Origin of the sequence: Streptomyces sp. NBC_01241 (genome assembly GCF_041435435.1) — a bacterium.
Classification (GTDB): Bacteria; Actinomycetota; Actinomycetes; order Streptomycetales; family Streptomycetaceae; genus Streptomyces.
Genome location: NZ_CP108494.1, coordinates 8,790,357 through 8,814,815 on the forward strand (window position 1 = coordinate 8,790,357; position 24,459 = coordinate 8,814,815).

Consider the following 24,459-nt stretch of genomic DNA (forward strand, 5'->3'; position numbering starts at 1 on the left):
GTCGGGCTGCGCGGAGCTCCAGTGGTCACGGCTGGGTGATCTTGGAGAATCGGCACGATGCGGATTCTCCGGCGCAGCTTCTCTCACGATGGTGTGAGGCCTCCCCTGCCAGGCCTTGACGCGGGCGGACGTCTTCGCGAATGGAAATTCAGGCCTGGTCGTTGTTGTCCATGACGCCCTGACGGTTGCTGAAGCGCCGGCCCCCTTGCGGGTCCGGTGCCCGAGCGGTTCCGGGAGGGAGCTGGAGGGGACGTCCGTGAGCAGCGTGGTGTGGTCCCTGATCCGCCGCGTCGTTGAGTTCGGGCGCCAGTGGGGCGCAACCGGATGGTCCGAGGGTGCCCCGGCCCGGCGTCGTGATCACCTCACCTGTACTGAGCGTTGCACATCGGACCCGGTAATTCCTGAATCTGGAGGCGGAAATGCGCACATCACTCATGGGTTGCGAGGGCGCGGCCACTCTCTTCTACGAGCCGGACGGACTCCTCCTGCGCTCCTGCCTGATCCCCAAAGATCGGCAGCACCGAGAACATCTGCTCACGTTCCAGCTCGGGTATTTGGGGCCCGGTGAGATCACGGTGCACGTCGGCCTCGAAAAGGATTCTTCCCGAGGCGGGCGGATCGTGGGGAGTCTCGGTGTCAGCACGGTGGTGCTCAGCGGCGTCGAGGCGGTCGATGAATTCCCTGAGAGATCACGTCAGCGAATACCGAGCGTGCAGCTGACGTACGTGACGCTACTGGATGAGCCAGTGGAGTACAGGTACGTGGTGTGGGGGCAGGCCGGAAGCAGTGATGACGATCTCCGCGGTGAGATCTCTACCGTGGTGTCGGGAAGTGCGCCCATGTTGACCACGACGACCCGGGTCGGTGCCACGCGCAAGGCGATATCGGATGCCGATTCCCTGGTGGAGGTCTCCTGCGGTGTGCCCCAGACAGGGGCATTGCGTGTTTGCGATACGCAAGGTCTGTCGCGGTCGTCCGGTGGAGTGGTACCGCGCCTGGTTTGCGAGGGTGGGGGAACGAGTGCAGGCACGGTACCGGTGATCATGTGAGTGTCTACGTCGCATGAGTACCGAGCGAGCCCGTGCCGGCATCCGTATCTTTTCCCATGCCTCGCGGCCTGGGCCAACTGGCCCGGTCGCAGCCGGACGCACCACTGCCCGTGGCGGTGGCGTTGTCCCCGTTCCTCCTCGCCGTTCCTGATCCGCGTGGTCTGCGCGGACGCCGCTACCCCTGGCCGCGCTGGTGGCCTCGGCCGCGGCAGCCGTGCTGACCGGGGCGAAGTCCCTGGCCGCGATCGGCGAGTGGCTCCAGGATGCTCCGGCCTGGGCGCTTCGTGTGCTGGGATTCTGGCCCGATCCGCTCACCGGAGCCGTCCCTGTTCCGCACCCGGCGACCGTGCGCCGACTACTGTCCCGCCTGGACGGTGACGGCTTCGACCAGGCCGTCGGCGCCTTTCTGGCCGCCCGCACCGCCACGGCGGAGGGCGAACGGCAAGCGATCGCGGTGGACGGCAAGACTTTGCGCGGCTCACGCATCCGGCAGCGGCCGGCCGTCGCCCTGCGAAGTGAACCCGGTAGTCTGCCCGCGCTTCGGTGCCAGCCCATCCGTCGTGGCCCAGGAACGGCTGAACCAGAGCCCGTTCTTTTCGAGGTGCCCCGGAAGAACTGAACGCCTGGACGGTGTGCCTGGTGTCCGGATTCGAGAGTGCGGTGCGACAGGGAGGCAGCGCCGATTCGGTTGTGGCGCTGCCCCCATAGTGCGTCAGGACCGTGCGGTGGCGGTCATGCGGAACAACCGGACGTAACTGCCGCGCCAGTAGCCAAGAGGGAACCTGGTGGTGTCGGTTCCCCCACCCACCAGCCGGCCGAGGACGATGACGTGGTCGCCGGCGTTGATGAGGTCGTGCACCTCGCACTCGGCGTGGGCCAGCGTGCGGTCGAGTATGGGCATACGGGCGGTGTCGCCGGGGCTCCACTGCACGGCGGCGAACTTGTCCGGGGTGCGGCTGGCGAACAGATCCGAGAGGTCCCGGGCCTGGGAGTCGAGGAAGTTCATGGCGAACTGCCCGCGTTTACGGACCGTGTCGAGGGTGCTGCTGGGTGTCCGTACACAGGCGAGGAGCAGCGGCGGGTCCGCGGAGACGCTGCACACGGCGGAGCAGGTCATACCGCACGGCTGATTGTCGTCGTCGAGGGTTGTCACCACGCTGATGCCGCTCGCGAACGAGCCCATGATGTTGCGGAACTCCGCGTACCCGATGCCCTCGAGCTCGGACTCCGTTGTCGTGTCTGTCATGCCGTTCACAAGGTCCCCCCTTCTATCGCCGCTACCAGCGCGGGTCGGTTGGTCTTGCCGTTCGGTGTCAGGGGCAGGCTGCCCACCACATGCACGGCGTCGAAGAGCATGTACGTGGGCAGGTGCCGCGCGCAGTGCTGCTTGAGGCCGAGCAGGCGCGGGCGCTCGGCCCCGGCGGGGACGACCACGGCGTGCAGCCGGCATTCCAGCGCGTCTCCTGTGACGACCACGACCGCGCCCGCCACCGAGGGGTGGCGGGCGAGCACGGCCTCGATCTCGCCGAGCTCGACGCGGTGACCGCGGACCTTGACCATGTGGTCGATACGGCCCACGTACTCCAGTTCACCGTCCGGGCCGATCCGTCCGATGTCCCCGGTCCGGTAAGGGCCAGCCTGTCGGGCGCGTCCCCAGTAGCCGAGCATCACCGTGGGCCCCGTCACCACGATCTCGCCTTCCTTGTCGGAGGGGTCGAGGGTGATCGAGTCCCCGGAGGCCGGGCTGCCGATGGGCAGCGGGCCTGTCCGCTCGAGATCGGCCTCCGTCACCTCGTAGGAGGTGCACACGTTCGACTCGGTGGGCCCGTACCAGTTGAGCAGCCGTACGTCGGGCCAGCTTCTGCGCATCGTCTGGGCCTGCGTGATGGCGAACGGTTCGCCGGCGAAGACGCAGGCGCGCAACGCGGGGGGCCTCGCTCCCTTGAGCAGCTCTCCCTCCCGCATCATCAGGGTCAGTGCGGAAGGCACCGAGTACCAGACGGAGATACGCCGCTCCCGGACGAACGCGACGAGTTGGGCGGGTGCGTAGGCCATCTCGGGTGGGATCAGGTGTACGGACGCCCCGGCACGGAACGCGCCGTACAGATCGAAGACCGACAGGTCGAAGTTGAAGGGGGCGTGGTTGGACAGGCGGTCTTCCGGACCGAGTCCGAGACTCTGAACCGCCCAGTCGACGAAAGCCAGCGCGTTGCGATGGCTGAGACAGACGCCCTTGGGCGTGCCGGTCGACCCGGAGGTGTAGAGGATGTACGCCATGTCGTCGGGGTGGCTGTCGAAGATCTCCGGCGCGGCGTCCTCGGACGCTTCGGCCAGCATGGTGTCCAGGGTGACGACGGCGGCACCGCCCAGCTCGCCGGGGGCCGGTCCGGAGGAGAGCGTGTAGGCGGCCGCCTCGTCCGCCACGACCAGGACGGCGTCGCTGTCGCAGGCGATGCGGGCCACCCGGTCGGGGGGATTGGCGGAGGCGACCGGCGCATATGCGGCTCCGATGCGCAGCGCCCCTTGCATGAAGGCCACGGCCAGGGCGCTCTTTCCGCCCCAGAGGATCACCCGGTCGCCGGGGCGCACCCCCCGGCTGCTCATGGCCAAGGCGAACCGGCCCGCCAGACGGTCGAGTTCCGCGTAGGTCAGGTCCACGTCCTGCGCCGAGACTGCGAGGGCGTCCGGCGAGCGCTGGGCGGCTTCGATGACGAGTGCGTGGAGTTTCACAGTCCGAGCTCCTCCGCGACGAGGAGCCGCTGTATGTCCGAGGTGCCGGAGAAGATCGTGCTGGGGACGGTGTCGCGCAGGAACGCCTCGATCCCGTGATCCCGCAGGTAGCCTCGGCCGCCGAATATCTGGATGGCGTCGAGCGCGGCGGCGACCGCTGTCTCGGAGACGGCGAGCTTGGACAGCGCGATGCTGAGCGCGGAGGCCTGTTGCTGGTCCATCTCCCAGCAGGCGCGGTACAGCAGCAGGCGGGCGCTCTCCGTCCGCAGCTTCATCTCGACGACGCGGTGCGCCACGGCCTGGAATCTGCCGATGCGCTTTCCGAACTGGCGTCGCTTCCGGGCATGTTCGACACACCTGTCGAGGAGCCGATCGAGGAGCCCGAGATAGCCGGCGAACAGGCAGGCCCGCTCCCAGCCCATGGAGTGCTGGAAGATCGCGCCGCCGCCGCCGCGTACCCCGAGGACCTGCTTGTCAGGCACGAAGCAGTCGTCGAAACGAACGGTTCCGGCCGGGCACGACAGCAGCCCGAGCTTGTCGAACGGGTCGCCCACGCTCAGGCCTGTTGCGCCCCGTTCGACCACGAAACCCGTCACGCCGAGGTGGCCCGCCTCAGGGTCCGTGGTCGCATAGGTGACATAGACGTCGGCGACCGGCCCGTTGCTGACGAATGTCTTCTCTCCGCTGAGGAGGAACCCGCCCTCCACCTCTCGCGCGGTCACGGTCAGCCGGGAGACGTCGGAGCCTGCTTCGTCCTCGGTCATGGCATTGCCGGCGATCAACCGCCCCGAGCACAGTGCGGGAAGGAGGCGTTCCTTCAGCCGTTCTTCGGCGAACTCGAGAATCGGCACCGTGCAGGCGAAGAGATGGGCGCTGGCGGCGAAGACCAGGCCGGTGTCCGGGCAGGCGCGCCCGAATGCCTCGACCTGCCGGGCGGTTTCCAGCGCCCCGAGGCCTTGGCCGCCGTACTGCTTGGGCACGCACAGCCCGAGCAGCCCCAGCTCGCCGAGGGTTTCCCATTCCTTGCGAAGATAGAAGGAGTCGGCCGCGCGAGCTCGTGTGCCGAATGCCCGCGCCACCGCTTCCAGCGTTCTGTCGTACCTGTCGACCTGATCGGAAGTCCAACTGAATTCCACGAGGTCTCCTGTCTTGTGGTGTGAGATCACCGTCATCAGTGGCGCAGGAACCGGGCCGCGCGCCGGCATCCGACCGTAGGCCGACAGCACTTCCCTCGTTTTCCAGGCGAGATCAAGGATCAAGAGGTCATCGGCCGTGGGACAATGCGGCCAGGTGAAACGATCAGAGGTGGTGCAGTGGAAACTAGTACGGCTGGCGGGCAGCCGATGCCCGCAATGCGGCAGGTGCTCATCGAGGCGGCGCAGCAGGAGATCTTCGACCGGGGCTACCACGGCGCCAGCCTGCGCGGCATCGCGCGGCGCGCGGGAGTCGACCCGAGCCTGGTGCGTCACTATTTCGGTTCCAAGGAGAAACTGCTCCTGCAAGCCGTCCAGGTCCGCGTCGATCCGAAAGAGTTCGCCGCCGAGATCCTGCGTGGCGCTCCCGGCGGGGTCGGCCGCCGGATCGTGAAGTTCATGCTGGGGTTCTGGGAAGACCCGGGCTCGGCGAAGTCCCTGGTCCGCCTGTCGGCGACGCTCAACAGTGTCGAGATCGCGGACCTCACCAAGGACGCCTTCGTCGGCCCGTTCTTCGGCACCGTCGCCCAGGCGGTCAGCCCCGACCGGCCCGAACTGCGGGCGTCGCTCGCCGCGTCGCAGATGTTCTCGTTGGCCTTCAGCCGGTATCTGCTGAACGAGCCCGCCCTTGCGGCGGCAAGCCACCAGGAGTTGATCCGCGTCGTCGGACGCAACATCCAGCGCTACCTCACGGAGCCACTGCCCGAGTCCGTCCTGCGGGAAGAGGGCGCCGCGGAGGTGGCCTAGCCGACGGCGTATGGGTCACCGTCCGACGTCCGGTCCGCGTGACGTCGGCCATGGACGGCTGTCCTCTCCGCTCGTCCAGCATCGTTCGCTCCCCACCGGCCAGAGCATCTACAGCATGTAGATTTCATCGCGTGTTGAAGTCTACGTATGATGAGCCGCATGGTCAACGGAGAACTGGCTGACTCCGCCGCGGCGTCGCGAGTCACGCCCGGACCCGACGTGCTCGTCTGGCTGGTCCATGTGGACGACGAGGCGGCGGCCCGTCGAGCACTGTCCGTGCTGCCGGCCGCCGAACAGGACCGGCTTGACCGGATGCTGGAACCGCATCGGCGGCGCGGTATCTGCGCGCAGGCCGCGTTACGCATCCTGGTGGCCGCCGCCACGAGCGCGGCCCTGCCACTGCCCGAACTGGTGCGCGGCCAGAACGGAAAACCCGTCCTCCAAGCATGGGGCTCTACGGGAGAGGAGTCGCCCGAGACCGGGCTCCGGGCCCACACGTCGCCCGCCGGGAAAGTACCGGCGCTGCGGGTGAACCTGACGCACTCGGGCACCCTGGCGGCGGTCGCCCTCACCACCGCCGGCGAGGTCGGGGTGGACGTCGAGAGGGAACGCCCGCTCGCCGAGCTCGACGGCATGGCCCGCATCGCGCTCTCCCCGTCCGAGTACCGGGAGTGGCATCGGAGCGACGAATCTGCTCGCCAGGGCCTCCTGTTCCAGTCCTGGACACGCAAGGAGGCGGTCCTCAAGGCGCTGGGTACGGGGCTGGCCGGCGACCTGCGGTCCGTGGCCACCCGACTGCCGAGGCGGGCCGGTGCGGCGGTGCGCGTGGAAGGACTGCCAAAGGAGGCCGGCGCGATCCCATGCTGGACCGTGCGCGATCTGGAGGTCGCCGCGGGGTACTCCGGATCCGTCGCCGTCCATGCACCGCGAGCACGGGTTCGCCAACGCCAGGTGTCTATAGGCGCATTGCTGTCGACCGTCGGTCCGCCGCCGGCTGCGGACCGGCCGGCAGGGGAGGGGGGCGGCTCGCGGCTGAAGCTGTTCTGTCTGCCCCCGGCCGGCAGCAACGCCGAAAGTTACCGTCTCTGGCACCCCCGGCTGCCCCGCGGTGTCGACGTCGTCCCGATCGACCTGCCCGGACACGGCACCAGGCTCCGCGAACCACTGATCGACGAGTGGGACGCGCTGGTCCGGGACTTGTCCGAGCGGCTCGTGCGGCAGATCGACGGGCCGTACGCGGTGCTGGGACACGGCCTTGGCGCCCTGCTGGCGTTCGAGGTCCTGCGAGCTCTTGCCGGACGCGCCGCCCCGCCCGAGTTGTTGGTCGTGGTGGGCCGGAACGGGCCCTCCGCCCCGCTGTCGTGCACCGCGGTCCATGAGCCGGCGAGCACATGCCTGCCTGGTCTCCCGCGCCTCGGCGACCTGCCGCACGCGACGGATGTGGCACGCATGTTTCGGCCGGAACTCCGTGCGGATCTGCGGCTCGCGGAGCGGTATGTACGCCGGTTCGGACCGCGCCTGTCCTGCCCCGTCCTGGCGGTCGCCGGGCGACAGGACCGGGCGGCCGACGGCGTGGGCATGGAGGTGTGGAGGCAGGAGACTGCCGGCGGCTGCGAGGCCGTGTGGGTCGACGGCGGTTGTTCCCTCCTGGAAGGAGGCGAGTTCATGTCCGTACTGAACGCCCGTCTGGCCCGCCTCAAGGGACTGATCCCGGCGCCCAGCGGGTACGTCAGAGGCGATCAGTGAGATAGCTCTGGCACGTGTCCGCCACGCAGGCGACCAACTCTTCGGCGCTCAAGGACGCGAGCGGTTCGAGTCTCAGCACCCACCTCGCGTAGGCCACGCCGAGCAGTTGGGTGCCGACGAGCGAGGCCCTCAGCTCGGGCCTGCCGTGCCCGACAGCGGCCGCGACCGGCAGGAGGATCTCGGCGCCGAGGAAGTCGAGCAGGGCGGCGGTCGCGCCCTCGAACGATCTCGCGGAGCGGATCAGGCTTTCCAGCCGGGGCTGGATCTCGGGATCCTCCCAATGCGTGATGAACGCGCGGGCCAGGCGCTCACCCACGTGCTCCATGTCGCCCGAGACGACCGTCGGGAGAAGGTCCTGCACGGTGAAGGCGTCGTGGGCCGCCGCCATGAACAGCCCTTCCTTGGACAGGAAGAAGTGGTGGATCAGAGCCGAGTCGACATTGGCCGCGTCGGCCACCGCTCGCATCGTGGTGCCCTCGAAGCCGCGCTTGCTGAACGCCGAGCGGGCGGTCTCCAGGATCAGATCGTGACTGCTTGTCGGGCCCGTCCGGCGTCCGCTGCGCTTCTTGTGGGAGGGGTGCCGGGCTTCCTGCTCCACTGCCGCTCCTCTGTCGATGGATTCCTCCCGTGCGCGGCTCATTTTACGGCACGGCGGATCGCCGGTCCGACCGCCCCGTCTGCACTCCACCCCACTCTACACTCATTGAAGTCATCGAGTGTTGAGTATACGATCTGTGCGGGGTGTTGGATCGCCCCGGCGGAGTGTCGAGGAGGTCTCTTGTGAACCCCACGCCCCAGGGCGAGAGCCCGCCCCTGACCAACACCACTGACCGGCCGCTGCCGGGTCGTCACAAACCCGTGGCCCGACTCGATCGGGTGATCATTCGCTTCGCCGGTGACTCCGGTGACGGTATGCAGCTCACAGGTGACCGGTTCACTTCGGAGACCGCGTCGTTCGGGAACGATCTCTCCACGCTGCCGAACTTCCCGGCCGAGATCCGCGCCCCCGCAGGCACCCTGCCGGGTGTCTCGTCGTTCCAGCTGCATTTCGCCGACCACGACATCCTGACCCCGGGCGACGCCCCGAACGTGCTGGTCGCGATGAACCCGGCCGCCTTGAAGGCGAACATCGGCGATGTGCCGCGCGGCGGTGAAATCATCGTGAACACCGATGAGTTCACCAAGCGCCCGATGGCGAAGGTCGGCTATGCGACCAGTCCGCTGGAGGACGGGTCGCTGGAGGCCTACAGCGTTCATCCGGTGCCGCTGACGACGCTGACGATCGAGGCACTGAAGGAGTTCGGGCTCTCGCGCAAGGAGGCCGAGCGTTCGAAGAACATGTTCGCGCTGGGGCTCCTGTCCTGGATGTATCACCGGCCGACGGAGGGGACCGAGGCGTTCCTGCGGGCGAAGTTCGCGAAGAAGCCGCAGATCGCGGAGGCGAACGTGGCCGCGTTCAGGGCGGGGTGGAATTTCGGGGAGACGACGGAGGACTTCGCCGTCAGCTACGAGGTGGCACCCGCCTCGCAGGCCTTCCCCGCGGGCACGTACCGCAACATCTCGGGGAATCTGGCCCTGTCCTACGGGCTGATCGCCGCATCCCGGCAGGCGGACCTGCCGCTCTACCTGGGGTCGTATCCGATCACCCCGGCTTCGGACATTCTGCATGAGCTGAGCCGGCACAAGAACTTCGGTGTGCGTACGTTCCAGGCCGAGGACGAGATCGCGGGGATCGGGGCGGCGCTGGGGGCCGCGTTCGGCGGGTCGCTCGCGGTGACGACGACGTCCGGGCCCGGGGTGGCGCTGAAGTCGGAGACGATCGGGCTGGCGGTCTCCCTCGAACTGCCGCTGATCGTCATCGACATCCAGCGTGGCGGCCCGTCCACGGGCCTGCCGACCAAGACCGAGCAGGCCGACCTCCTCCAGGCGATGTACGGGCGCAACGGTGAGGCGCCGGTCCCGATCGTGGCGCCCAGGACCCCGGCGGACTGCTTCGACGCCGCACTCGACGCCGCCCGGATCGCCCTCACGTACCGCACCCCGGTCTTCCTCCTCTCCGACGGGTATCTCGCGAACGGGTCCGAGCCCTGGAAGATCCCCGACGTCGATGACCTCCCGGATCTGCGGGTCCGGTTCGCGACCGGTCCGAACCATGAACTGGCCGACGGCACCGAGGTGTTCTGGCCCTACAAGCGCGACCCGCAGACCCTCGCCCGGCCGTGGGCCGTGCCCGGCACCCCGGGTCTCGAACACCGTATCGGCGGGATCGAGAAGCAGGACGGCAGCGGCAACATCTCCTACGACCCCGCCAACCACGACTTCATGGTCCGCACCCGCCAGGCCAAGACCGACGGCATCGAGGTCCCCGACATCCAGGTCGACGACCCCGACCAGGCGAGCACCCTGGTGCTGGGCTGGGGCTCCACCTACGGGCCGATCACCGCGGCTGTGCGCCGCATCCGCCGCAACGGCCTGCCGATCGCCCAGGCACACCTGCGCCACATCAGCCCCTTCCCGAAGAACCTCGGGGAGGAGTTGAAGCGGTACGAGAAGGTGGTGATCCCGGAGATGAACCTCGGGCAGCTCGCCACCCTGATCCGCGCGACGTACCTGGTCGACGCGGAGTCCCGCACCCAGGTCAACGGCATGCCGTTCAAGGCCGAGCAGCTCGCCGCCGTCCTCAAGGAGGCCATCGATGCCTGAGCCGCTCCTGAACCTGGTGCCCAAGGCCGAAGCCGAACAGTCCATGAAGGACTTCAAGTCCGACCAGGAAGTGCGCTGGTGCCCCGGCTGCGGCGACTACGCCGTCCTCGCCGCCGTCCAGGGCTTCATGCCCGAACTCGGCCTGGCCAAAGAGAACATCGTCTTCGTCTCCGGCATCGGCTGCTCCTCCCGCTTCCCGTACTACATGAACACCTACGGGATGCACTCCATCCACGGCCGCGCCCCCGCGATCGCCACCGGACTCGCCAGCTCCCGCCGCGACCTGTCCGTCTGGGTCGTCACCGGCGACGGCGACGCCCTGTCCATCGGCGGCAACCACCTCATCCACGCCCTGCGCCGCAATGTGAACCTCAAGATCCTCCTCTTCAACAACCGGATCTACGGGCTCACCAAGGGCCAGTACTCCCCCACCTCCGAAATCGGCAAGATCACCAAATCGACGCCGATGGGCTCCCTCGACGCCCCGTTCAACCCGGTCTCCCTGGCCCTCGGCGCCGAGGCGTCGTTCGTCGCCCGCACCATCGACTCCGACCGCAAACACCTCACCAGTGTCCTGCGCGCCGCGGCCGACCACCCCGGCACGGCGCTGGTGGAGATCTACCAGAACTGCAACATCTTCAACGACGGCGCCTTCGACGCCCTCAAGGACAAGGACCAGGCACAGAACGCCGTCATCCGCCTCGAGCACGGACAGCCCATCCGCTTCGGCACCGACAACACCAACGGAGTCGTCCGGGACCCGGCCGCCGACGGCCTGAAGGTCGTCACCGTCATCCCCGAGAACCAGGCCCACGTCCTGATCCACGACGCGCACGCCACCTCCCCGACAACCGCGTTCGCGCTCTCCCGCCTCGCCGACCCCGACACGCTCCACCAGACCCCCATCGGCGTCTTCCGCTCCGTGCAGCGGCCCGTCTACGACACCCTCATGGCCGACCAGCTCGACACCGCCATCGAACAGAATGGCAAGGGCGACCTGGGACAGCTCCTCACCGGCAAGGACACCTGGACCGTTACCGGCTAGTCACACCCGACGTCGAAGGCCCCGGACACCATGGCGGTTTCCAGGGGCCTTCGACGTCACCTCTGCCGTTGCCGGCCCGTCTCACCGAGAGGCGTTCACTGGACGCTCCCGCTCGGGACGGTCTCCTGCTGCACGGTGCCAGAGACGGGGGCCGCCGTGTCGGTCTTCGGCTTCTTGACCAGCGACGGGAGCAGGGGGCCTGCCATGCCGGTCGTGATGAGCGCGACGAGAACCATGATGGTGAAGAGCCGATCGTCGAGGATGTCGAGACTCAGACCGACGTTCAGGATGATGAGTTCGGTCAGTCCGCGGGTGTTCATCAGTACGCCGACGCCCAGCGACTCCCGCCAGGGCAGTCCGGTCCAGCGGGCGGGGAGGGTTGCGCCGACGACCTTGCCGACGCAGGCGACCGTCAGGAGCAGCCCCAGAACCAGCCAGTCGTTCGCGCCCAGGGCCCGGACGTCCACGGAGAGCCCGGTGACGACGAAGTACACCGGGAGCAGGAACCGCGCGATGTTCTGCAGTGGTTGCTGCACGGCCGGCTCCAGCGTGCGCCGGGGATGACGGGGCATCACGATGCCGAAGGCGAAGGCACCGAAGATGGCATGAATGCCGATGAGCGAGGTTGCGCAGGAGGAGAGGAAGACGCCGGTCGCGACCAGCGCCACCAGGTGCAGGGTGCGACCACGCTCTACCAGCCGGCTGGTCACCTTCGCGAGCAGAGGCCGGACCAGCACGGCCATGCCGATGATGTAGACGGCCGACCAGCCGATGATGACGGCGAACCCGCCCGTCGCGCTGCCGGTCGTGGCCAGGCCGATGATGACGGCGAGAAGACACCAGGCGACGATGTCCCCGAGAGCGGCGCTTGCCAGGGCCAGGACACCTACCCGGGTCTGCCCGAGCCCGCTGTCCGTGAGGATTCGGGCGAGAACCGGGAACGCGGTCACCGACATGGACACACCGACATAGAGCGCGAACGCCAGGAACGGCACCTGCTTGCCGGCGACAATCGAATGATCTCCGTAGCACATGGCTGCCGCGCCGATGCCGAGGGCGAACGGGAGGACGATACTGCCGACGGTCACCGCCGCCACGGCTTCTTTCGACTTGCTCAAGAGCCTCGGATCGAGCTCCCACCCGAGGATGAACATGAACAGGAGTAAGCCGATCTGAGCGATCGCCGACAGCAGCGGGCGCGCTTCGGTCGGAAAGACACGTGCGGTGAGATCCCCGGGCAGGAGTCCGAGAAGACTCGGTCCAAGGGCGATGCCCGCCAGGATCTCGCCGATGACAGTGGGCTGCCGCAGGAACCGCGAGACGGACACGAACACGACTCCGGCCGCCAGAATGATGGCGACGTCCGCTAGGACGGTGGTCTGCAGCATTTCCGCCTGTTGGCTGGTCATTACGCACTCCCCCTCGCGACTCAACGTTCGATGAAATCGGCGATGTTGAGTATGCCTGCGGTCGCTGACCGGATGCAAGCGACGAAGTCATCATGTGATGAGCCGGTCGCCCGACTCTCGGGGATGGAGAGGGTCCGTGACGAAAAAAGGCCGACGACGCGCTCGGGTGAGCGTGTCGTCGGCCTGTGGCGCGTGGAATCGCTTCTCGGAACAGTGGCCCGGTGTGGCGACCGGTACCTGGACAGGTGTTACACGATGACTCGACCCGCGAACGCCGCGAGCCGGTCAACAGAGGCCGCGCCCTTTGCGGCAGGCTGCTCGTTCCCGAACGGCAGTCCCTGACGTTCGGCCGGCAGCATGGCGCGAAGCTGGTTGAAGCAGGTGTCGACAACGTCCTGCGGCAGGTCGATGGACTGCCCCGTGGCCTTGGCCAGGTCCCAGCCGTGAAGGCTCATTTCGACAATGCGCGTGGTGACGAGGCGGGGGGCGGGGCGCTCACCCATCGGAGTCTGGAAGACCTTGTCCATCACGCCGTCGGCCGAGAACGCCTCGCGCAGCGTGGCGCGGGAACTCTTGAGCGCCTCCAGTGGATCGTCGCCCGGCTCCTGCTCCGGGGCCGGTCCGCTGCCGGTGACCAAACCGGTGAACATGCGGTTTCCGCCGACGACGTGGTTGATCAACTGTCGAACCGACCACTCGCTGCACGGCGTCGGGGCATCGAAGGGAAGAGGCTTCACGCCGGCGACCACGTTCTCCAGGGCCGCCGCTGCCTGGTCGAACTGTTCAAGAACCTTGTCTTCTGTCATGTCGGTCTATGTATCACCCCACCACGGACTGCGACAACCAACTCTCCTTTGAGCAACAGGATTTCGGGCATCCAGATGCACGCCTCCGACACCTGGAACTGCTGGTCGAGAGGGGAGTGACCTCTCTGTGGCGGTGGGTGAAAGATCAGGTGCTGCGTTGACAGCTCATCGCGAGGGCGTACCCTCCAACGGTCGATGAACTCATCTGATGGTGAGTCTTGGTTCCGTCGCCCGCGCACCGATCTCGACTCCTGCATGGGTCAGCACGACTCCTCGACGAGTTGTCCTTGACCAACAAGTCATCGACTGTAGAATTCATCATCAGGAGAATGGTGAATGGGTCGCAGCGGGCGGCCATGTCCTGTCGAGGACGCGTGGTGCCTGCGGCCGATACGAGGAGGAATCCGTGACAACCGCCCCTCTGACCGAAAGTAAGGTCCTCCTTGCGATCACGGGATACGTGAGCCGGACGTTTCTGGAGGAGACCGAAGGCAGTACTGAGCTGACTGCGGCCACGCCGCTGCTGCAGCTGGGGATCCTCAACTCCCGGAACACCGGACAGCTCCTCGCCTACATCTACGAGGAGTTCGGCGTCACCGTGCCGCCGACCCGGATCACCGGCAACCACTTCGCGGACCTTGACAGCATCAGCGCGATGGTTGTCGAGCTCCACGCAGGGTGACTGACGGCGCGTCCGTCCACCCCGAACTCGACCACCGCCCCGATGGAGCAGGAGAATGACATGAGTCCAGACTTCGATGTTGCGGTCATCGGCGGCGGACCCGCCGGCTCCACCATCGCCTCATACCTGGCGCGAGGTGGAATGTCCGTCGTGGTCTTCGAGGCCGAGAACTTCCCTCGAGAACATGTGGGGGAGTCCCTGGTGACGGCCACGACCCCGGTGCTGCTCGAGATAGGAGCGATGCCGGCTGTCGAGGCCGCGAACTTCCCGAAGAAGTACGGAGCGGCCTGGACGTCCGCCGAGACCCGCTCGATCGACGCGCTCGGCTATGGTGCCGGCCCGCACGACTTCCGCACCGCGGAGATCCGCTTCGACGAGAGGGACCAGCCCGGGGTGGACCGGGACTACACCTTCCATGTCGACCGCTCCAAGTTCGACCTGATCCTGCTCAAGAATGCCGAGAGCCTGGGGGCCACGGTCTACCAGGGCGTCCGGGTCGGCAAGGTCGACTTCGACGGCGAATTCCCGGTGGTGCGGGCGCGTATGGGCGGCCAGTCGGTCGACGTGCCCGTACGCATGGTGGTCGACGCCAGCGGCCGGCGGACGATGCTGGGCAACCAGCTGAAGGTGAAGGTCAACGACCCGGTCTTCAACCAGTACGCGGTCCACACCTGGTTCGACAACTTCGACCGCCAGGCGCTGAACCCCAAGGGTGACCAGGCGGACTTCATCTTCATCCACTTCCTGCCCCTCACCGACACCTGGGTGTGGCAGATCCCGATCACCGACACCATCACGTCGATCGGCGTGGTGACCCAGAAGAAGCGTTTCCAGCAGGCGGAGGGCACCCGGGAGGACTTCTTCTGGGAGACGGTCGCCAGCAGGCCCGACCTGCTCGACGCCCTCAAGAACGCCGACCAGATCAAGCCCTTCAAGGTCGAGGGCGACTACAGTTACGGGATGGAGCAGATCGCCGGGGACAACTTCCTGCTGGTCGGCGACGCGGCACGTTTCGTGGACCCGATCTTCTCCAGTGGCGTCAGTGTGGCGCTCAACAGCGCTCGGATCGCGGCCGCGGACATCCTCGCGGCGCACCAGGCTGGAGACTTCCGCAAGGAGCGGTTCGCGAACTACGAGGCGAAACTGCGCAAGGCGGTGAACAACTGGTACGAGTTCATCTCCATCTACTACCGCCTCAACATTTTGTTCACCGCGTTCGTCCAGGATCCGCGGTATCGACTCGATGTGCTCAAGATGCTTCAGGGCGACGTGTACGACGACGAGGAGCCGCGTGCGCTCGCCGCGATGCGAGAGGTGATCACCGCCGTGGAGAACGATCCGACCCACCTGTGGCGGCCTTTCCTCGGCGAGCTGAAGGCACCGACAGCAAAGGCCAGTTTCTAGACAGAGGCACAGCCGCAGGCGGTGATGGCGGGTGCCGAGCCCCCAGCGCCGCCTCTTCGCGTGTCCGGGGCGGACGGTGTTCCTCTCCCTGTGCGACGTACCGATCCGGCGTCGGCGTGCCCCCGGATTCCCCCGGGCGTCGGGCCGGCCGGGAGCACGACGGCATCGGCTCGCCCCCGTCCACGCACGGTCATCCGCTCCCGTAGGAGAACAGCCGCCGCCAATCCGACTGCGACGTGACATGACAGCGGTCCCCAAGCCCGTTTCCGGGCTCGGGGACCGCTGTCGTCGTCTCAGGCCTCGCCCGCGAGCAGTTGCTCGGAGGTGGCCAATGCGGCCATCAGCCGGTCCAACAGCTCGTCGTCCGGCAGACTTTCCAGGTTGTCACCCGCCGGCGAGAGGTCCGCCTGTGCCTCCTCGTCGGCTCCTTCGGGGCTGTCGTCCATGGCGAGACCGTCCAGCAGATGACGGGCCAGCGCCCGCGCTGTGGGGAACTCGAAGGTCAGCGTGGCGGGAAGGTCTACGCCCAGTTCCGCGTCCAGCCGGGCCTTGAGCGCGACCGCCATCACCGAATCCATACCGAGCTCGAAGAAGCCTCGCTCCGGGGCGACTTCGCTGCCCGTGTCCCCGCCCAGCACGTCGGTGACATGGTGCAGTACCCGCCCCAGCAGGACGTCGCCGCGCAGCTGGGGGCTGAGGGCGAGCAACTCGGCGACCAGCGGCGGCCCATCCGCCTGCGCCACCTCCTCGGGCGCCCGCGCTCCGTCCTCGGCCGCCGGGCCGCAACCAGGCCGGTTCAGCAGGTCGAAGAAGCCGCGGGCGGTCTGCTTGCGGCAGACCTCGGTGAACCGCTGTTCGTCGACCCGGGCCACCGCGGCGTCCGTGTACCCGCCTCGCAGCAGCAGGCCGACGGCCTCGGAGACGTCTTTGGAAGTGAGTACGGTCAGGCCGCTGCTCTCCATCATCAGTTGGTCCCGGCGGGTCAGCGTGCTGTCGTCCGCGGAGGGCATCCAACGGATGACGGCGCCCGCGTACCCGGCGGCCCGGCGGGCGGCGGCCACCGAGGCCAGCGCCCCGTCCACCGCGCCGGGCACGGCCATGCCGACCGAGCCCCAGGAGGCGGCGGCCGAGCCGAGGACGTAGAAGAACTCCAGCGGCATGGAGCGCACAGCGAGTTCGACCTTGGCGGCGAGGCCGACGAGAGCCTGGCCGACTGCCAGGTGAGCCGGCTCTGTCGCGGCCAGCGGCCGGCCGGGCAGCGGGACCGAGGCGACGACGACGCCCCCGATCGGTTCACCGCCGCTGACGCCGGCGAGCACGTCGTTCTCCGGGCCGGTGCCGTCGTCGTCGAAGTCGGAGGCCGACAGGTCGACGACCTTGATGGTCACTCCGGCCGCTGACGTCTCCCCGGCCCACGCCGTGTCCTGGGGCCAGGCCACCTCCTCGCGTGGCTGGAGCACCAGGAGCCGCCGGGCACCCGCGGTCACGAGACGGTCGACCACGGGACGGACGGCCGAGGACAAGGCGCCGACGACCACATACCAGCGGTTCTCGTCGCAGTGGAGTGCGGGCAGGATCTCCGTCGGTGCTTCGGCTCGCATCAGGCGAGGCGCGTACCAGCTGCCGTCCCGCAGCGCGAGCTCGTCCTCGACCGTGTCGGGGGAGGTCCGGGCCGTCAGCGCCGTTGCAGCGGCATCGAAATCCCGCTCGGTCAGGCCCGACAGGTCCAGGCATCCACCCCAGGCACTCGGCGCCTCCATCGCCAGCACCCGCGCCAGGCCCCACGCGGCCGCCTGGCCGTGGTCCACGGGCAGCACGCCCTCGGGGCCATGAGCCCCCCGGGTGACCAGCCACAGCCTGGGCGGCGTCCCGCCGGCCCGCTCCGCTGCGGCGGCCGCACGGGCAGCAGCCAGTGCCGGGACCACCGGGGAATCATCAGGTTTCTGCCCGGTCACCGCGGTGGTCGCAGCGAGCACGATCCCCCCGACGGTGTGATCCGCGAGCAGCGCCGCCCAGTCGGGTTCCTGCCCCACGACCTGTGCGTCCGCCCCCGCTCGGGCGAGTGCCGCTGCGAGCCCGCCCGCCGCGCTCACAGCCTGCGAGCCGGCGACGACCAGCCACCGTCGGGCAGAGACCGAGGCGGGCGCGGATTCCGGGTCCTGCGGCACTGGCAGCTCCACGGGCTGCCATCGCACGGTGTAGAGACGCTGCGCGATCCTCCGGCGTTCGGTGTCGGTCACCGCGGAACCGGCCACGGACGCGTACCGCACTGCGGTCAGCTCGGCCAGGACCCGGCCGTCGCCGGCGGCGAGCACCCGTACCAGCCCGGTGTTGTCGCCATCGGCCACGGCGTGCAGGAGCACGGTCTCTCCATGGGGCGCGCCATGGACCCGCACCGCTCCGACGCCGGTCACGACCAGGTCCCCCTGCGGCAGGCAGGAGGCGAGCAACCCCAGCCCGGCCGTCGGCAGCGGGCCCGACAACCAGGCCCTCCGCTCCGTCCCGGACCGGTACGTGTCATCGGACGAGCCCGTCGAGCCCGTTGGCCGCAGCGAAGCGAGCCGCTCGAACCGGCGGCCCGGCTCCTCGGTCACCTCGGTCACCTCGAAGGAGGCGTCCAGGGGCGAGGCCTCCGGACCCCCGGCCGACCATCCCCACCGGACCGTCGGACCGGACAGGCGCGGTGTCGTCCCGCTGTCGTCAAAGCCCTCACGAACGGGGGCCACCAGCCGCCCGCGCAATGCCGCCGGCTCGACCCGGGCCGGGGGCTCGTTCACGGGCCGCACCAGAGTCGCGCGAGCCACCGGCCGCGCGTCACGAGCACCGTGGCGGCCGGCGACGAGGGTGAGGTGCCAGACGGTGTCGGTGGCGTGCGCGACGAGTTGGGCGCCCGCGGTCGCGGAGAGAGCCGCTGCCGAGACCACGGGCACCGCGAAGTCGACGTCGCGCAGTTCGACAGCACCGCCGCCCAGCAGGTCACTGCCCGCGGCCAGCAGGAGCCCGGTCAAGGCGGCAGCACCGACCGGCTCCCTCGCATCGCCGGGAAGGGCCACCGGGTAGTAGCGCACTGCCGGCGCGTCGAAGGGGGTGACGGGGACGCCGAGCGCCGCGTGCTCCGCGGCGGTCGCTGAGGACGTGGGCGCTCTGGAGGGCGCGGTCGCCGCGAGGGCCGGTGCGTCGATCCAGTGCCTGCGGTGCTGCCAGGGATATCCCGGGGCGGAGATGTGGCGGCCGCGCCCGGCGAGCAGCGCCGTCCAGTCCACGGTGCAGCCGGCCACGTGCAGGGCGGCCGCGGCCCGTACCGGCGCAGCGGCATCCAACCGGCCGTTCACTCCGGCATGTGTCAACTCAGGGGAGAGGGCGGCAAGTTCGTCGGCAGCGTCGGCCAGGCTCGCGTCCAGGACCATCTCGATGCCACGGTCCGAGAGCTGCCGGACCAGGACCGGTCCGAAGGCGGCGGCAGAGCCGGGTGTCCACGCCCTCAGATCAGCGGGCGCCGACGCCAGGTGCAGCGCGACGGCAGGCCGGCCGGACAGGCGGACAGTCGTCGTACCTGCCGCGGCGGTGATGGCCTCACCCAGCCCCAGTACCTCCGCGACGTGCGCGGCGGCGATCTCCCCGGAGCCGCGTCCGGTCACCACGTCCGGCCGCACCCCATGGTCGGACCACAGGGCGGCCATCGCGATCTGCGCGGCGACCGTCGTCACTGGATCCGTGGCGCCACGCAGCACAGCGGCGCGCACCGAACGTCCGAGCACCGCACGGCACTCGGCGTCGACGGTGTCCAAGGCCGCGGCGAAGGCGGGCTCCTGTTCGTACAGCCGCTCCCACGGAAGCCCGCCGACCGTCGGGCCGAACACCAGGGCGAACTGGACCGGTTCGCCTACCTGGGCGATTCCGGTGACCGGCGTGCCGCTCAGAGCGGTCAGCAGCTCCTCACGATTCCTTCCGACGGCCACGAGGCGGTGCTCCAGGTGGCTGCGGCGGACGCCGAGGGTGTGGACCAGATCCTCCGGCCCGGCATCCGCCGCGTTCTCGAGATGGGCCGTCACGCGCTGTACGGCCTCATCGAGTGCAGCAGCACTCGCCGCAGAGACAGCCAGTGCGTAGGCTCGCGCGCTGCCGCGCACGGCCTCCGGCGTCGGCGTCGGCGTCGGCGGCTCACTCAGCACCACGTGGGCGTTGGCGCCGGTGAAGCCGAAGGCGCTCACACCCGCGGTACGGGGATGGCTGGAAGCGGGCCAGGCCGCGCCCTGCGCGGTCACCTTCAGCCGCAGTCGGTCCCAGGGGACCTCCGGGCTGGGCTGTTCGAAATGCAGGTGGGGCGGGATCTCACCGTGCTTGAGCGCGAGCACCGTCTTGATCAGGCCGGCCACGCCGGCCGCGGCCTCCAGATGCGCGATGTTCGTCTTCACGGAACCGACCAGCAGCGGACGGTCGCTTGGCCGGTACGCGCCGATCGTCCGGTCCAGTGCGGTGAGCTCGACGGGGTCTCCCAGCGGGGTGCCGGTGCCGTGTGCCTCGACGTAGTCCACCTCCGCCGGGCCGATGTCGGCCTGAGCGAGGGCCGCGCTGATCACCTCGGCCTGCGCGTCGGCGCTGGGGACGGTCAGGCCGCCGGAGGCGCCGTTGTGGTTGACCGCGCTGCCGCGTATGACCGCGTGGATCCGATCGCCGTCAGCCTGAGCCCGCGACAGTGTCTTGAGTACGAGCACACCGGCGCCCTCGCCGCGACCGTAGCCGTCCGCGGAGGCATCGAACGTCTTGCATCGACCGTCGGGGGCGAGTGCGCCCCCGGCCGACATCGACTGGTACACCGTCGGGGTCAGCAGTGCGTTGGAGCCGCCGACCACCGCGATGTCGCACTCCCCGGAGCGCAGGCTCTGGCAGCCCAGGTGTACGGCGGTCAGTGACGAGGCGCAGGCGGTGTCCACTGCCACGCTCGGCCCGCGCACCCCGAGGAAGTACGACATACGTCCCGCGCTGCCGGAGAAGGTGTTGCCGGTGCCGTAGTAGAGGTCGACCTGCTCGGGATCCCGGGAGAGCATCTGCCCGTAGTCGACCGTGTTGAGGCCCACGAACAGGCCGGTACGGCTGCCGCGCAGCGCCTGTGCGCCGAGTCCCGCGTCCTCCAGCGCCTCCCACGCGACCTCGAGGAAGATGCGCTGCTGAGGGTCCATGCTGCGGGCTTCTCGCGCGGAGACGCGGAAGAAGGCGTTGTCGAACTGGTCGATGTCTTCGATGAATCCTCCGCGGCCGGTGGCCACGTGCCCGGGCGCCACCCGCTCGGAGTCGTCCAGCAGCGCGGCCGCGTTCCACCGGTCTGCCGGAACGTCCCCGGTCGCGTCCACTCCGCCGGACAGCAACGACCAGTAGGAGTCCAGACCGACGGCGCCCGGCAGGCGGCAGCTCATGCCCACGATGGCGACCGGCTCGCAAAGCGCGGGAGGAGCCATGGATCGCGGTGCGGCGGACAAGGTGTCGGCTGCAGGTCCGCAGAGGGCGGGTTCGGCGGCGGCTTCGGGGGCAGGCCGCGCGTTAGCCGAGGACGGGGCCAGCTGCGCCACAGCGACGGGGCGGGCAGCGGCCTCGCCGAGGATCCGATCGGTCATCGCCTCGATGGTCGGGTTTTCCACGCCGGCGCGAGCAGGCAGGTCGACACCGAACTCCGTTCCCAGCCGCGTCACCAGCTCGACAATGGAGAAGGAGTCGAAGCCGAGCTCGTAGAAGCCCCGGACGCGCGACAGCCGCGGGTCGGGCGCACCGAGAACCTCTGCGGCGATCCGCGCGACGGTCCGGGCAGCCTGCTCGTGGCCGAGGCCGGCGGTCTGTACGTCCGCGGGTGATGACGTGGGTAAGGGCGCGGGCGCCAGGGCGGGAACAGGGGCAGGGGCGGGGACGGCCGAGGGAGCGGACACGGGCGGTCGTTGCGAAACCTCTGCCGAGGGAACCAGGGACAGCTCCTCGACAGCGGCCACCAGGCGGTGCTCGGCGTCGAACAGGCGTATCTCGGCGCGCAGGGGGAGGGGCCGAGCAGCTGACGCGGCCGGGTCGCCCTGCTCGCCACGGACGAGGCCGGGGAGCCAGTGGCGGTCTTTGGCCAGCGCGACCGGCGGCAGCGCGCGATGTCCGCCGCGTGCGGGGTGGACGGCTTGCCAGTCGGTCGGCGCACCAATCGTGTAGAGCGAGGCAAGCGAAGCCGCCAGGGTCGACGGCCCGGACTTGCCTCGGGCAAGCGAGGGGACGACCAGGCCCGAGCGGCCACGGTGAGCGAGCGCGTCCCGCAGTGGCCGGCTGAGTACGGGGTGGGGGCCGATCTCGATGAACAGCGCGTCCCGTTCGGTCAGATACTGGTCCACCGCGGGCCAGAACCGGACCTCCTCTCGCACGTTGCGGCCCCAGTACGCGGCGTCGGTGACCGGCTCCGAGTCTTCCGGGTCGACGCTGGACAGCAAGGGGATCCGGGCCGGCTCGGGCACCAGGCCCGACAGCGACGCCTCGAGTTCGTCGCCGTGCCGACGGACCGCGGGGCTGTGGAAGGCGTAGTCGACGCCGAGTGGCATGCACGGGGCGCCGATCCGCTTCAGGTGGGCGACTGCCTGTTCCATCGCGTCCGCCGGGCCCGCGATCACGACCGAGTGCGGACCGTTCACGGTGGCGACGACCACGCTGCCGCCGAACGGCTCCAACGCGGCACGTACCTTCTCGGGTGGTAGTTCGACCTGGGCCATCCGGCCGGATCCGGTGGCGTCCTGCATGATGCGGCCGCGCCGCACCACCAGCCGTACGGCGTCACGCAGCCCGATGGCGCCGGCGGTGTGAGCGGCGGCGATCTCGCCAACACTGTGCCCGACCACAGCGGTGGGTGCGGCGCCCCATGCCGTCCAGAGGCGGCTGAGCGCCACCTGGACGGCGAAGATGGCGGGTTGGGCGAACTCGGTGTCCGCGAGCCGGCTGCCACGCGTGCGGCCGATCTCCTCCACCAGTGACCAGCCGGCGAACTCCCCGACCAGCGCGTCGCATTCATCCAGCGCACGGCGCACCAGGGGCTGACTGTCGTACAGGTCCAGGGCCATCCCCGGCCACTGCGATCCCTGTCCGGAGAACGCGTGGACGATGCGGGGCGCGCGTCCACCGAGCACGTCGCCGGACGCGCCCGAGCCGTCCGCTCGACCGGCGTGGTGGGCGTCGAGCGCCTCCGCCAGCGCGGCGCCGGTCTCGCCGGTCACGGCGAGCCGGTAGTCGTGGTGGGTGCGGCGGACCGAGGCACTGTGCAGGAGGCCGGGCAGTGTGTCGGGTTCGGCCGCGGCGAACACGTCCCGGTAGGCGGCCGACTGCGCGGTCAGGGACTCCGGAGTGGGACCGGAGAGCACGAGTACGGGCAGCGGCTCGGCTTGCGGGGTGCTCGCCTCGTCGACCCTCCCAGCGGTGTCGGCCGGCGGGGACTGGAGGATGACGTGGACGTTGGTGCCGGACAGGCCGAAGGCGCTCACGCCCACCAGCCGGGGCCGGTCGCCCGGCAGCGTGGTCGCCTCGGTGTCGACCCGCACACCGCTGTCGGTCAGCAACTCCATGGGGGTGTCGACGTTGATCTGCGGCGGCGCGACACCGTGCCGCGCCACCAGGATGCCCTTGAGCAGGCCGAGCACCCCGGCAGCGGAGTCGGTGTGGCCGAAGTTTGCCTTGTGGGAGCCGATCCGCAGCGGCCGATCCGGGTCGCGTCCGGCACCGAACACCGATGTCAGGGCGCTGACTTCGAGATGGTCACCGAGCGACGTGCCAGTGCAGTGGGCCTCGATGTAGTCGACGTCCTCGGGCGCCACGCCGGCGGCGGAGAGCGCGGAGCGCAGCAGCATCTGCTGCGCCTCGGCGTTGGGCGCGATCAGCCCGGCGCTACGGCCGTCGTGGACGGTGGCGCTGCCTTTGAGCACTGCGTGGATCCGGTCCCCGTCGGCCACCGCGTCCGCGTACCGCTTCAGTACGACGATGCCGCATCCCTCGCCGCGCACGACGCCGTCGGCGGCGGCGTCGAAGGGGCGGCAGGTCTCTGTCGGGGAGAGCGCCTCGATCCGGCTCATGAAGATGCTGAGCTCAGGGGCGAGCATGAGGTTGACGCCACCGGCCAGCGCGGCATCGCACTCGCCGGCGCGCAGCGCCTGTGAAGCGAGGTGCACCGCCAGCAACGAGGAGGAACAAGCCGCGTTGAGCATCATGCAGGGGCCGTGCAGACCGAAGGTGTACGCGATGCGCCCGGCGCCGAAACTGGCTTCCTTTCCACTCGCGTAGTAGGGGCCCACACCGGCCGGGCCCTTGGCCCTGGCCAGCAGCAGGGTGTAGTCCATACCGAGGATTCCGGTGAAGACGCCGGTCCGGCTGCCCTCCCAGCGGTCCCGGGGGATGCCGCTGTCCTCCATCGCCTCCCAGGCGGTCTGCAGCAACAGCCGGTGCTGGGGATCGATCTCGGCGGCCTCACGCGGGGTGATGCCGAAGAAGCGGGCGTCGAAGACGTCGATGTCGTAGATGAAACCGCCTCGCCCGCAGTACATGGTCCCCTCGGCACGGCCCCGGTCGAGGAACTGCTCAGCCCAGCGGTCGGCGGGGACGTCGGACGTCACGTCCAGACCCTGTGAGATCACCTGCCAGAGGCCGTCCAGATCGCGTACGCCGCCCGGATACCGGCAGCCGACGCCGACGACGGCGATGTCGCCGCGGTAGGCCGCTTCAGCGGAGCTCGAGTCTTCGCGATTGCCCACGGTCATTCCCCCTCGCTCGATGTGGCAGCCGGACCGGAGTGACCGACTGCCCCGCACGGATTTTTCCGAGGCCCGGATGCCCTGGCCGCCACGCATCGACTCACCATATGATGACTTCATCGACTGTGGAGTTTATGTTTGTTGCCGAGAAGTGGTCAACGGCGACAGGTCGCGGCGCCGAGACGGCCCGCC

General features: G+C 69.2%; 15 protein-coding genes. 8 read left to right on the forward strand and 7 right to left on the reverse strand.

The annotated features are described in order from the left end of the window. The first annotated feature begins 419 nt into the window (after window positions 1-419). Both OG306_RS39915 and OG306_RS39920 read left to right on the forward strand, forming a co-directional pair. Window positions 420-1,049: a hypothetical protein gene (locus tag OG306_RS39915; protein ID WP_266908923.1), complete on the forward strand. Its 630-nt coding sequence runs from the start codon at window positions 420-422 to the stop codon at window positions 1,047-1,049. A gap of 193 nt (window positions 1,050-1,242) precedes the next feature. Next, complete coding sequence (locus OG306_RS39920) at window positions 1,243-1,668, forward strand: transposase family protein (RefSeq protein ID WP_266908921.1); 426 nt, start codon at window positions 1,243-1,245, stop codon at window positions 1,666-1,668. A gap of 93 nt (window positions 1,669-1,761) precedes the next feature. On the opposite strand, the gene OG306_RS39925 is transcribed toward OG306_RS39920, so the two are convergent. The 3 genes from OG306_RS39925 to OG306_RS39935 are packed head-to-tail and all read right to left on the reverse strand — an operon-like array spanning window position 1,762 to window position 4,915. Then, complete coding sequence (locus OG306_RS39925) at window positions 1,762-2,295, reverse strand: flavin reductase family protein (protein WP_266908919.1); 534 nt, start codon at window positions 2,293-2,295, stop codon at window positions 1,762-1,764. Between the two features lie 5 nt (window positions 2,296-2,300). Further along, the gene (locus OG306_RS39930) at window positions 2,301-3,779 is read right to left on the reverse strand and encodes an amino acid adenylation domain-containing protein (protein ID WP_266908917.1); all 1,479 of its coding nucleotides are present in this window, start codon (window positions 3,777-3,779) and stop codon (window positions 2,301-2,303) included. Further along, window positions 3,776-4,915: an acyl-CoA dehydrogenase family protein gene (locus OG306_RS39935; RefSeq protein WP_371666198.1), complete on the reverse strand. Its 1,140-nt coding sequence runs from the start codon at window positions 4,913-4,915 to the stop codon at window positions 3,776-3,778. Before OG306_RS39935 ends, OG306_RS39930 begins: the two co-directional genes overlap by 4 nt. Window positions 4,916-5,140: 225 nt before the next feature. Here OG306_RS39935 and OG306_RS39940 point away from each other — a divergent pair, with 225 nt between their 5' ends. After that, entirely contained in the window at window positions 5,141-5,719 is a 579-nt protein-coding gene (locus OG306_RS39940; protein ID WP_432762223.1) for a TetR family transcriptional regulator, read from the forward strand. A 159-nt stretch (window positions 5,720-5,878) separates the two neighbouring features. Continuing rightward, a complete protein-coding gene (locus tag OG306_RS39945; RefSeq protein ID WP_266908915.1) occupies window positions 5,879-7,465 on the forward strand; it encodes an alpha/beta fold hydrolase in 1,587 nt (528 codons plus the stop codon). On the opposite strand, the gene OG306_RS39950 is transcribed toward OG306_RS39945, so the two are convergent. Beyond that, window positions 7,449-8,063 carry a TetR family transcriptional regulator gene (locus OG306_RS39950; protein WP_266908913.1) on the reverse strand — a complete coding sequence of 205 codons (615 nt, stop codon included), beginning with the start codon at window positions 8,061-8,063 and terminating at the stop codon, window positions 7,449-7,451. The two genes, OG306_RS39945 and OG306_RS39950, sit on opposite strands and share 17 nt — an antisense overlap. Window positions 8,064-8,278: 215 nt before the next feature. Here OG306_RS39950 and OG306_RS39955 point away from each other — a divergent pair, with 215 nt between their 5' ends. After that, window positions 8,279-10,168: a 2-oxoacid:acceptor oxidoreductase subunit alpha gene (locus OG306_RS39955; RefSeq protein WP_266908931.1), complete on the forward strand. Its 1,890-nt coding sequence runs from the start codon at window positions 8,279-8,281 to the stop codon at window positions 10,166-10,168. After that, a complete protein-coding gene (locus tag OG306_RS39960; RefSeq protein ID WP_266908911.1) occupies window positions 10,161-11,213 on the forward strand; it encodes a 2-oxoacid:ferredoxin oxidoreductase subunit beta in 1,053 nt (350 codons plus the stop codon). The genes OG306_RS39955 and OG306_RS39960 overlap by 8 nt, the downstream gene beginning before the upstream one ends. Window positions 11,214-11,308: 95 nt before the next feature. Here OG306_RS39960 and OG306_RS39965 read toward each other — a convergent pair whose 3' ends face one another. Beyond that, window positions 11,309-12,622, reverse strand: a complete 1,314-nt coding sequence (locus tag OG306_RS39965; protein ID WP_266908909.1) for a cation:proton antiporter — start codon at window positions 12,620-12,622, stop codon at window positions 11,309-11,311. A 248-nt stretch (window positions 12,623-12,870) separates the two neighbouring features. Beyond that, window positions 12,871-13,428, reverse strand: a complete 558-nt coding sequence (locus OG306_RS39970; protein ID WP_266908907.1) for a TIGR03086 family metal-binding protein — start codon at window positions 13,426-13,428, stop codon at window positions 12,871-12,873. Window positions 13,429-13,834: 406 nt separating this feature from the next. Here OG306_RS39970 and OG306_RS39975 point away from each other — a divergent pair, with 406 nt between their 5' ends. Together OG306_RS39975 and OG306_RS39980 are read left to right on the forward strand one after the other, a co-directional pair. Then, the gene (locus tag OG306_RS39975) at window positions 13,835-14,110 is read left to right on the forward strand and encodes a phosphopantetheine-binding protein (RefSeq protein WP_266908905.1); all 276 of its coding nucleotides are present in this window, start codon (window positions 13,835-13,837) and stop codon (window positions 14,108-14,110) included. 60 nt (window positions 14,111-14,170) lie between these two features. Then, window positions 14,171-15,514 carry an NAD(P)/FAD-dependent oxidoreductase gene (locus OG306_RS39980; protein ID WP_266908903.1) on the forward strand — a complete coding sequence of 448 codons (1,344 nt, stop codon included), beginning with the start codon at window positions 14,171-14,173 and terminating at the stop codon, window positions 15,512-15,514. A gap of 293 nt (window positions 15,515-15,807) precedes the next feature. Here OG306_RS39980 and OG306_RS39985 read toward each other — a convergent pair whose 3' ends face one another. Then, window positions 15,808-24,267, reverse strand: a complete 8,460-nt coding sequence (locus tag OG306_RS39985; RefSeq protein WP_266908901.1) for a type I polyketide synthase — start codon at window positions 24,265-24,267, stop codon at window positions 15,808-15,810. Window positions 24,268-24,459: the final 192 nt, after the last annotated feature.

Excerpts from the sequence above, each read along its gene's own strand:
- OG306_RS39915 (WP_266908923.1), top strand. The coding sequence starts at position 420 with ATGCGCACATCACTCATGGGTTGCGAGGGCGCGGCCACTCTCTTCTAC.
- OG306_RS39925 (WP_266908919.1), bottom strand. The coding sequence starts at position 2,295 with ATGACAGACACGACAACGGAGTCCGAGCTCGAGGGCATCGGGTACGCG.
- OG306_RS39945 (WP_266908915.1), top strand. The coding sequence starts at position 5,879 with ATGGTCAACGGAGAACTGGCTGACTCCGCCGCGGCGTCGCGAGTCACG.
- OG306_RS39960 (WP_266908911.1), top strand. The coding sequence starts at position 10,161 with ATGCCTGAGCCGCTCCTGAACCTGGTGCCCAAGGCCGAAGCCGAACAG.
- OG306_RS39965 (WP_266908909.1), bottom strand. The coding sequence starts at position 12,622 with ATGACCAGCCAACAGGCGGAAATGCTGCAGACCACCGTCCTAGCGGAC.
- OG306_RS39970 (WP_266908907.1), bottom strand. The coding sequence starts at position 13,428 with ATGACAGAAGACAAGGTTCTTGAACAGTTCGACCAGGCAGCGGCGGCC.
- OG306_RS39980 (WP_266908903.1), top strand. The coding sequence starts at position 14,171 with ATGAGTCCAGACTTCGATGTTGCGGTCATCGGCGGCGGACCCGCCGGC.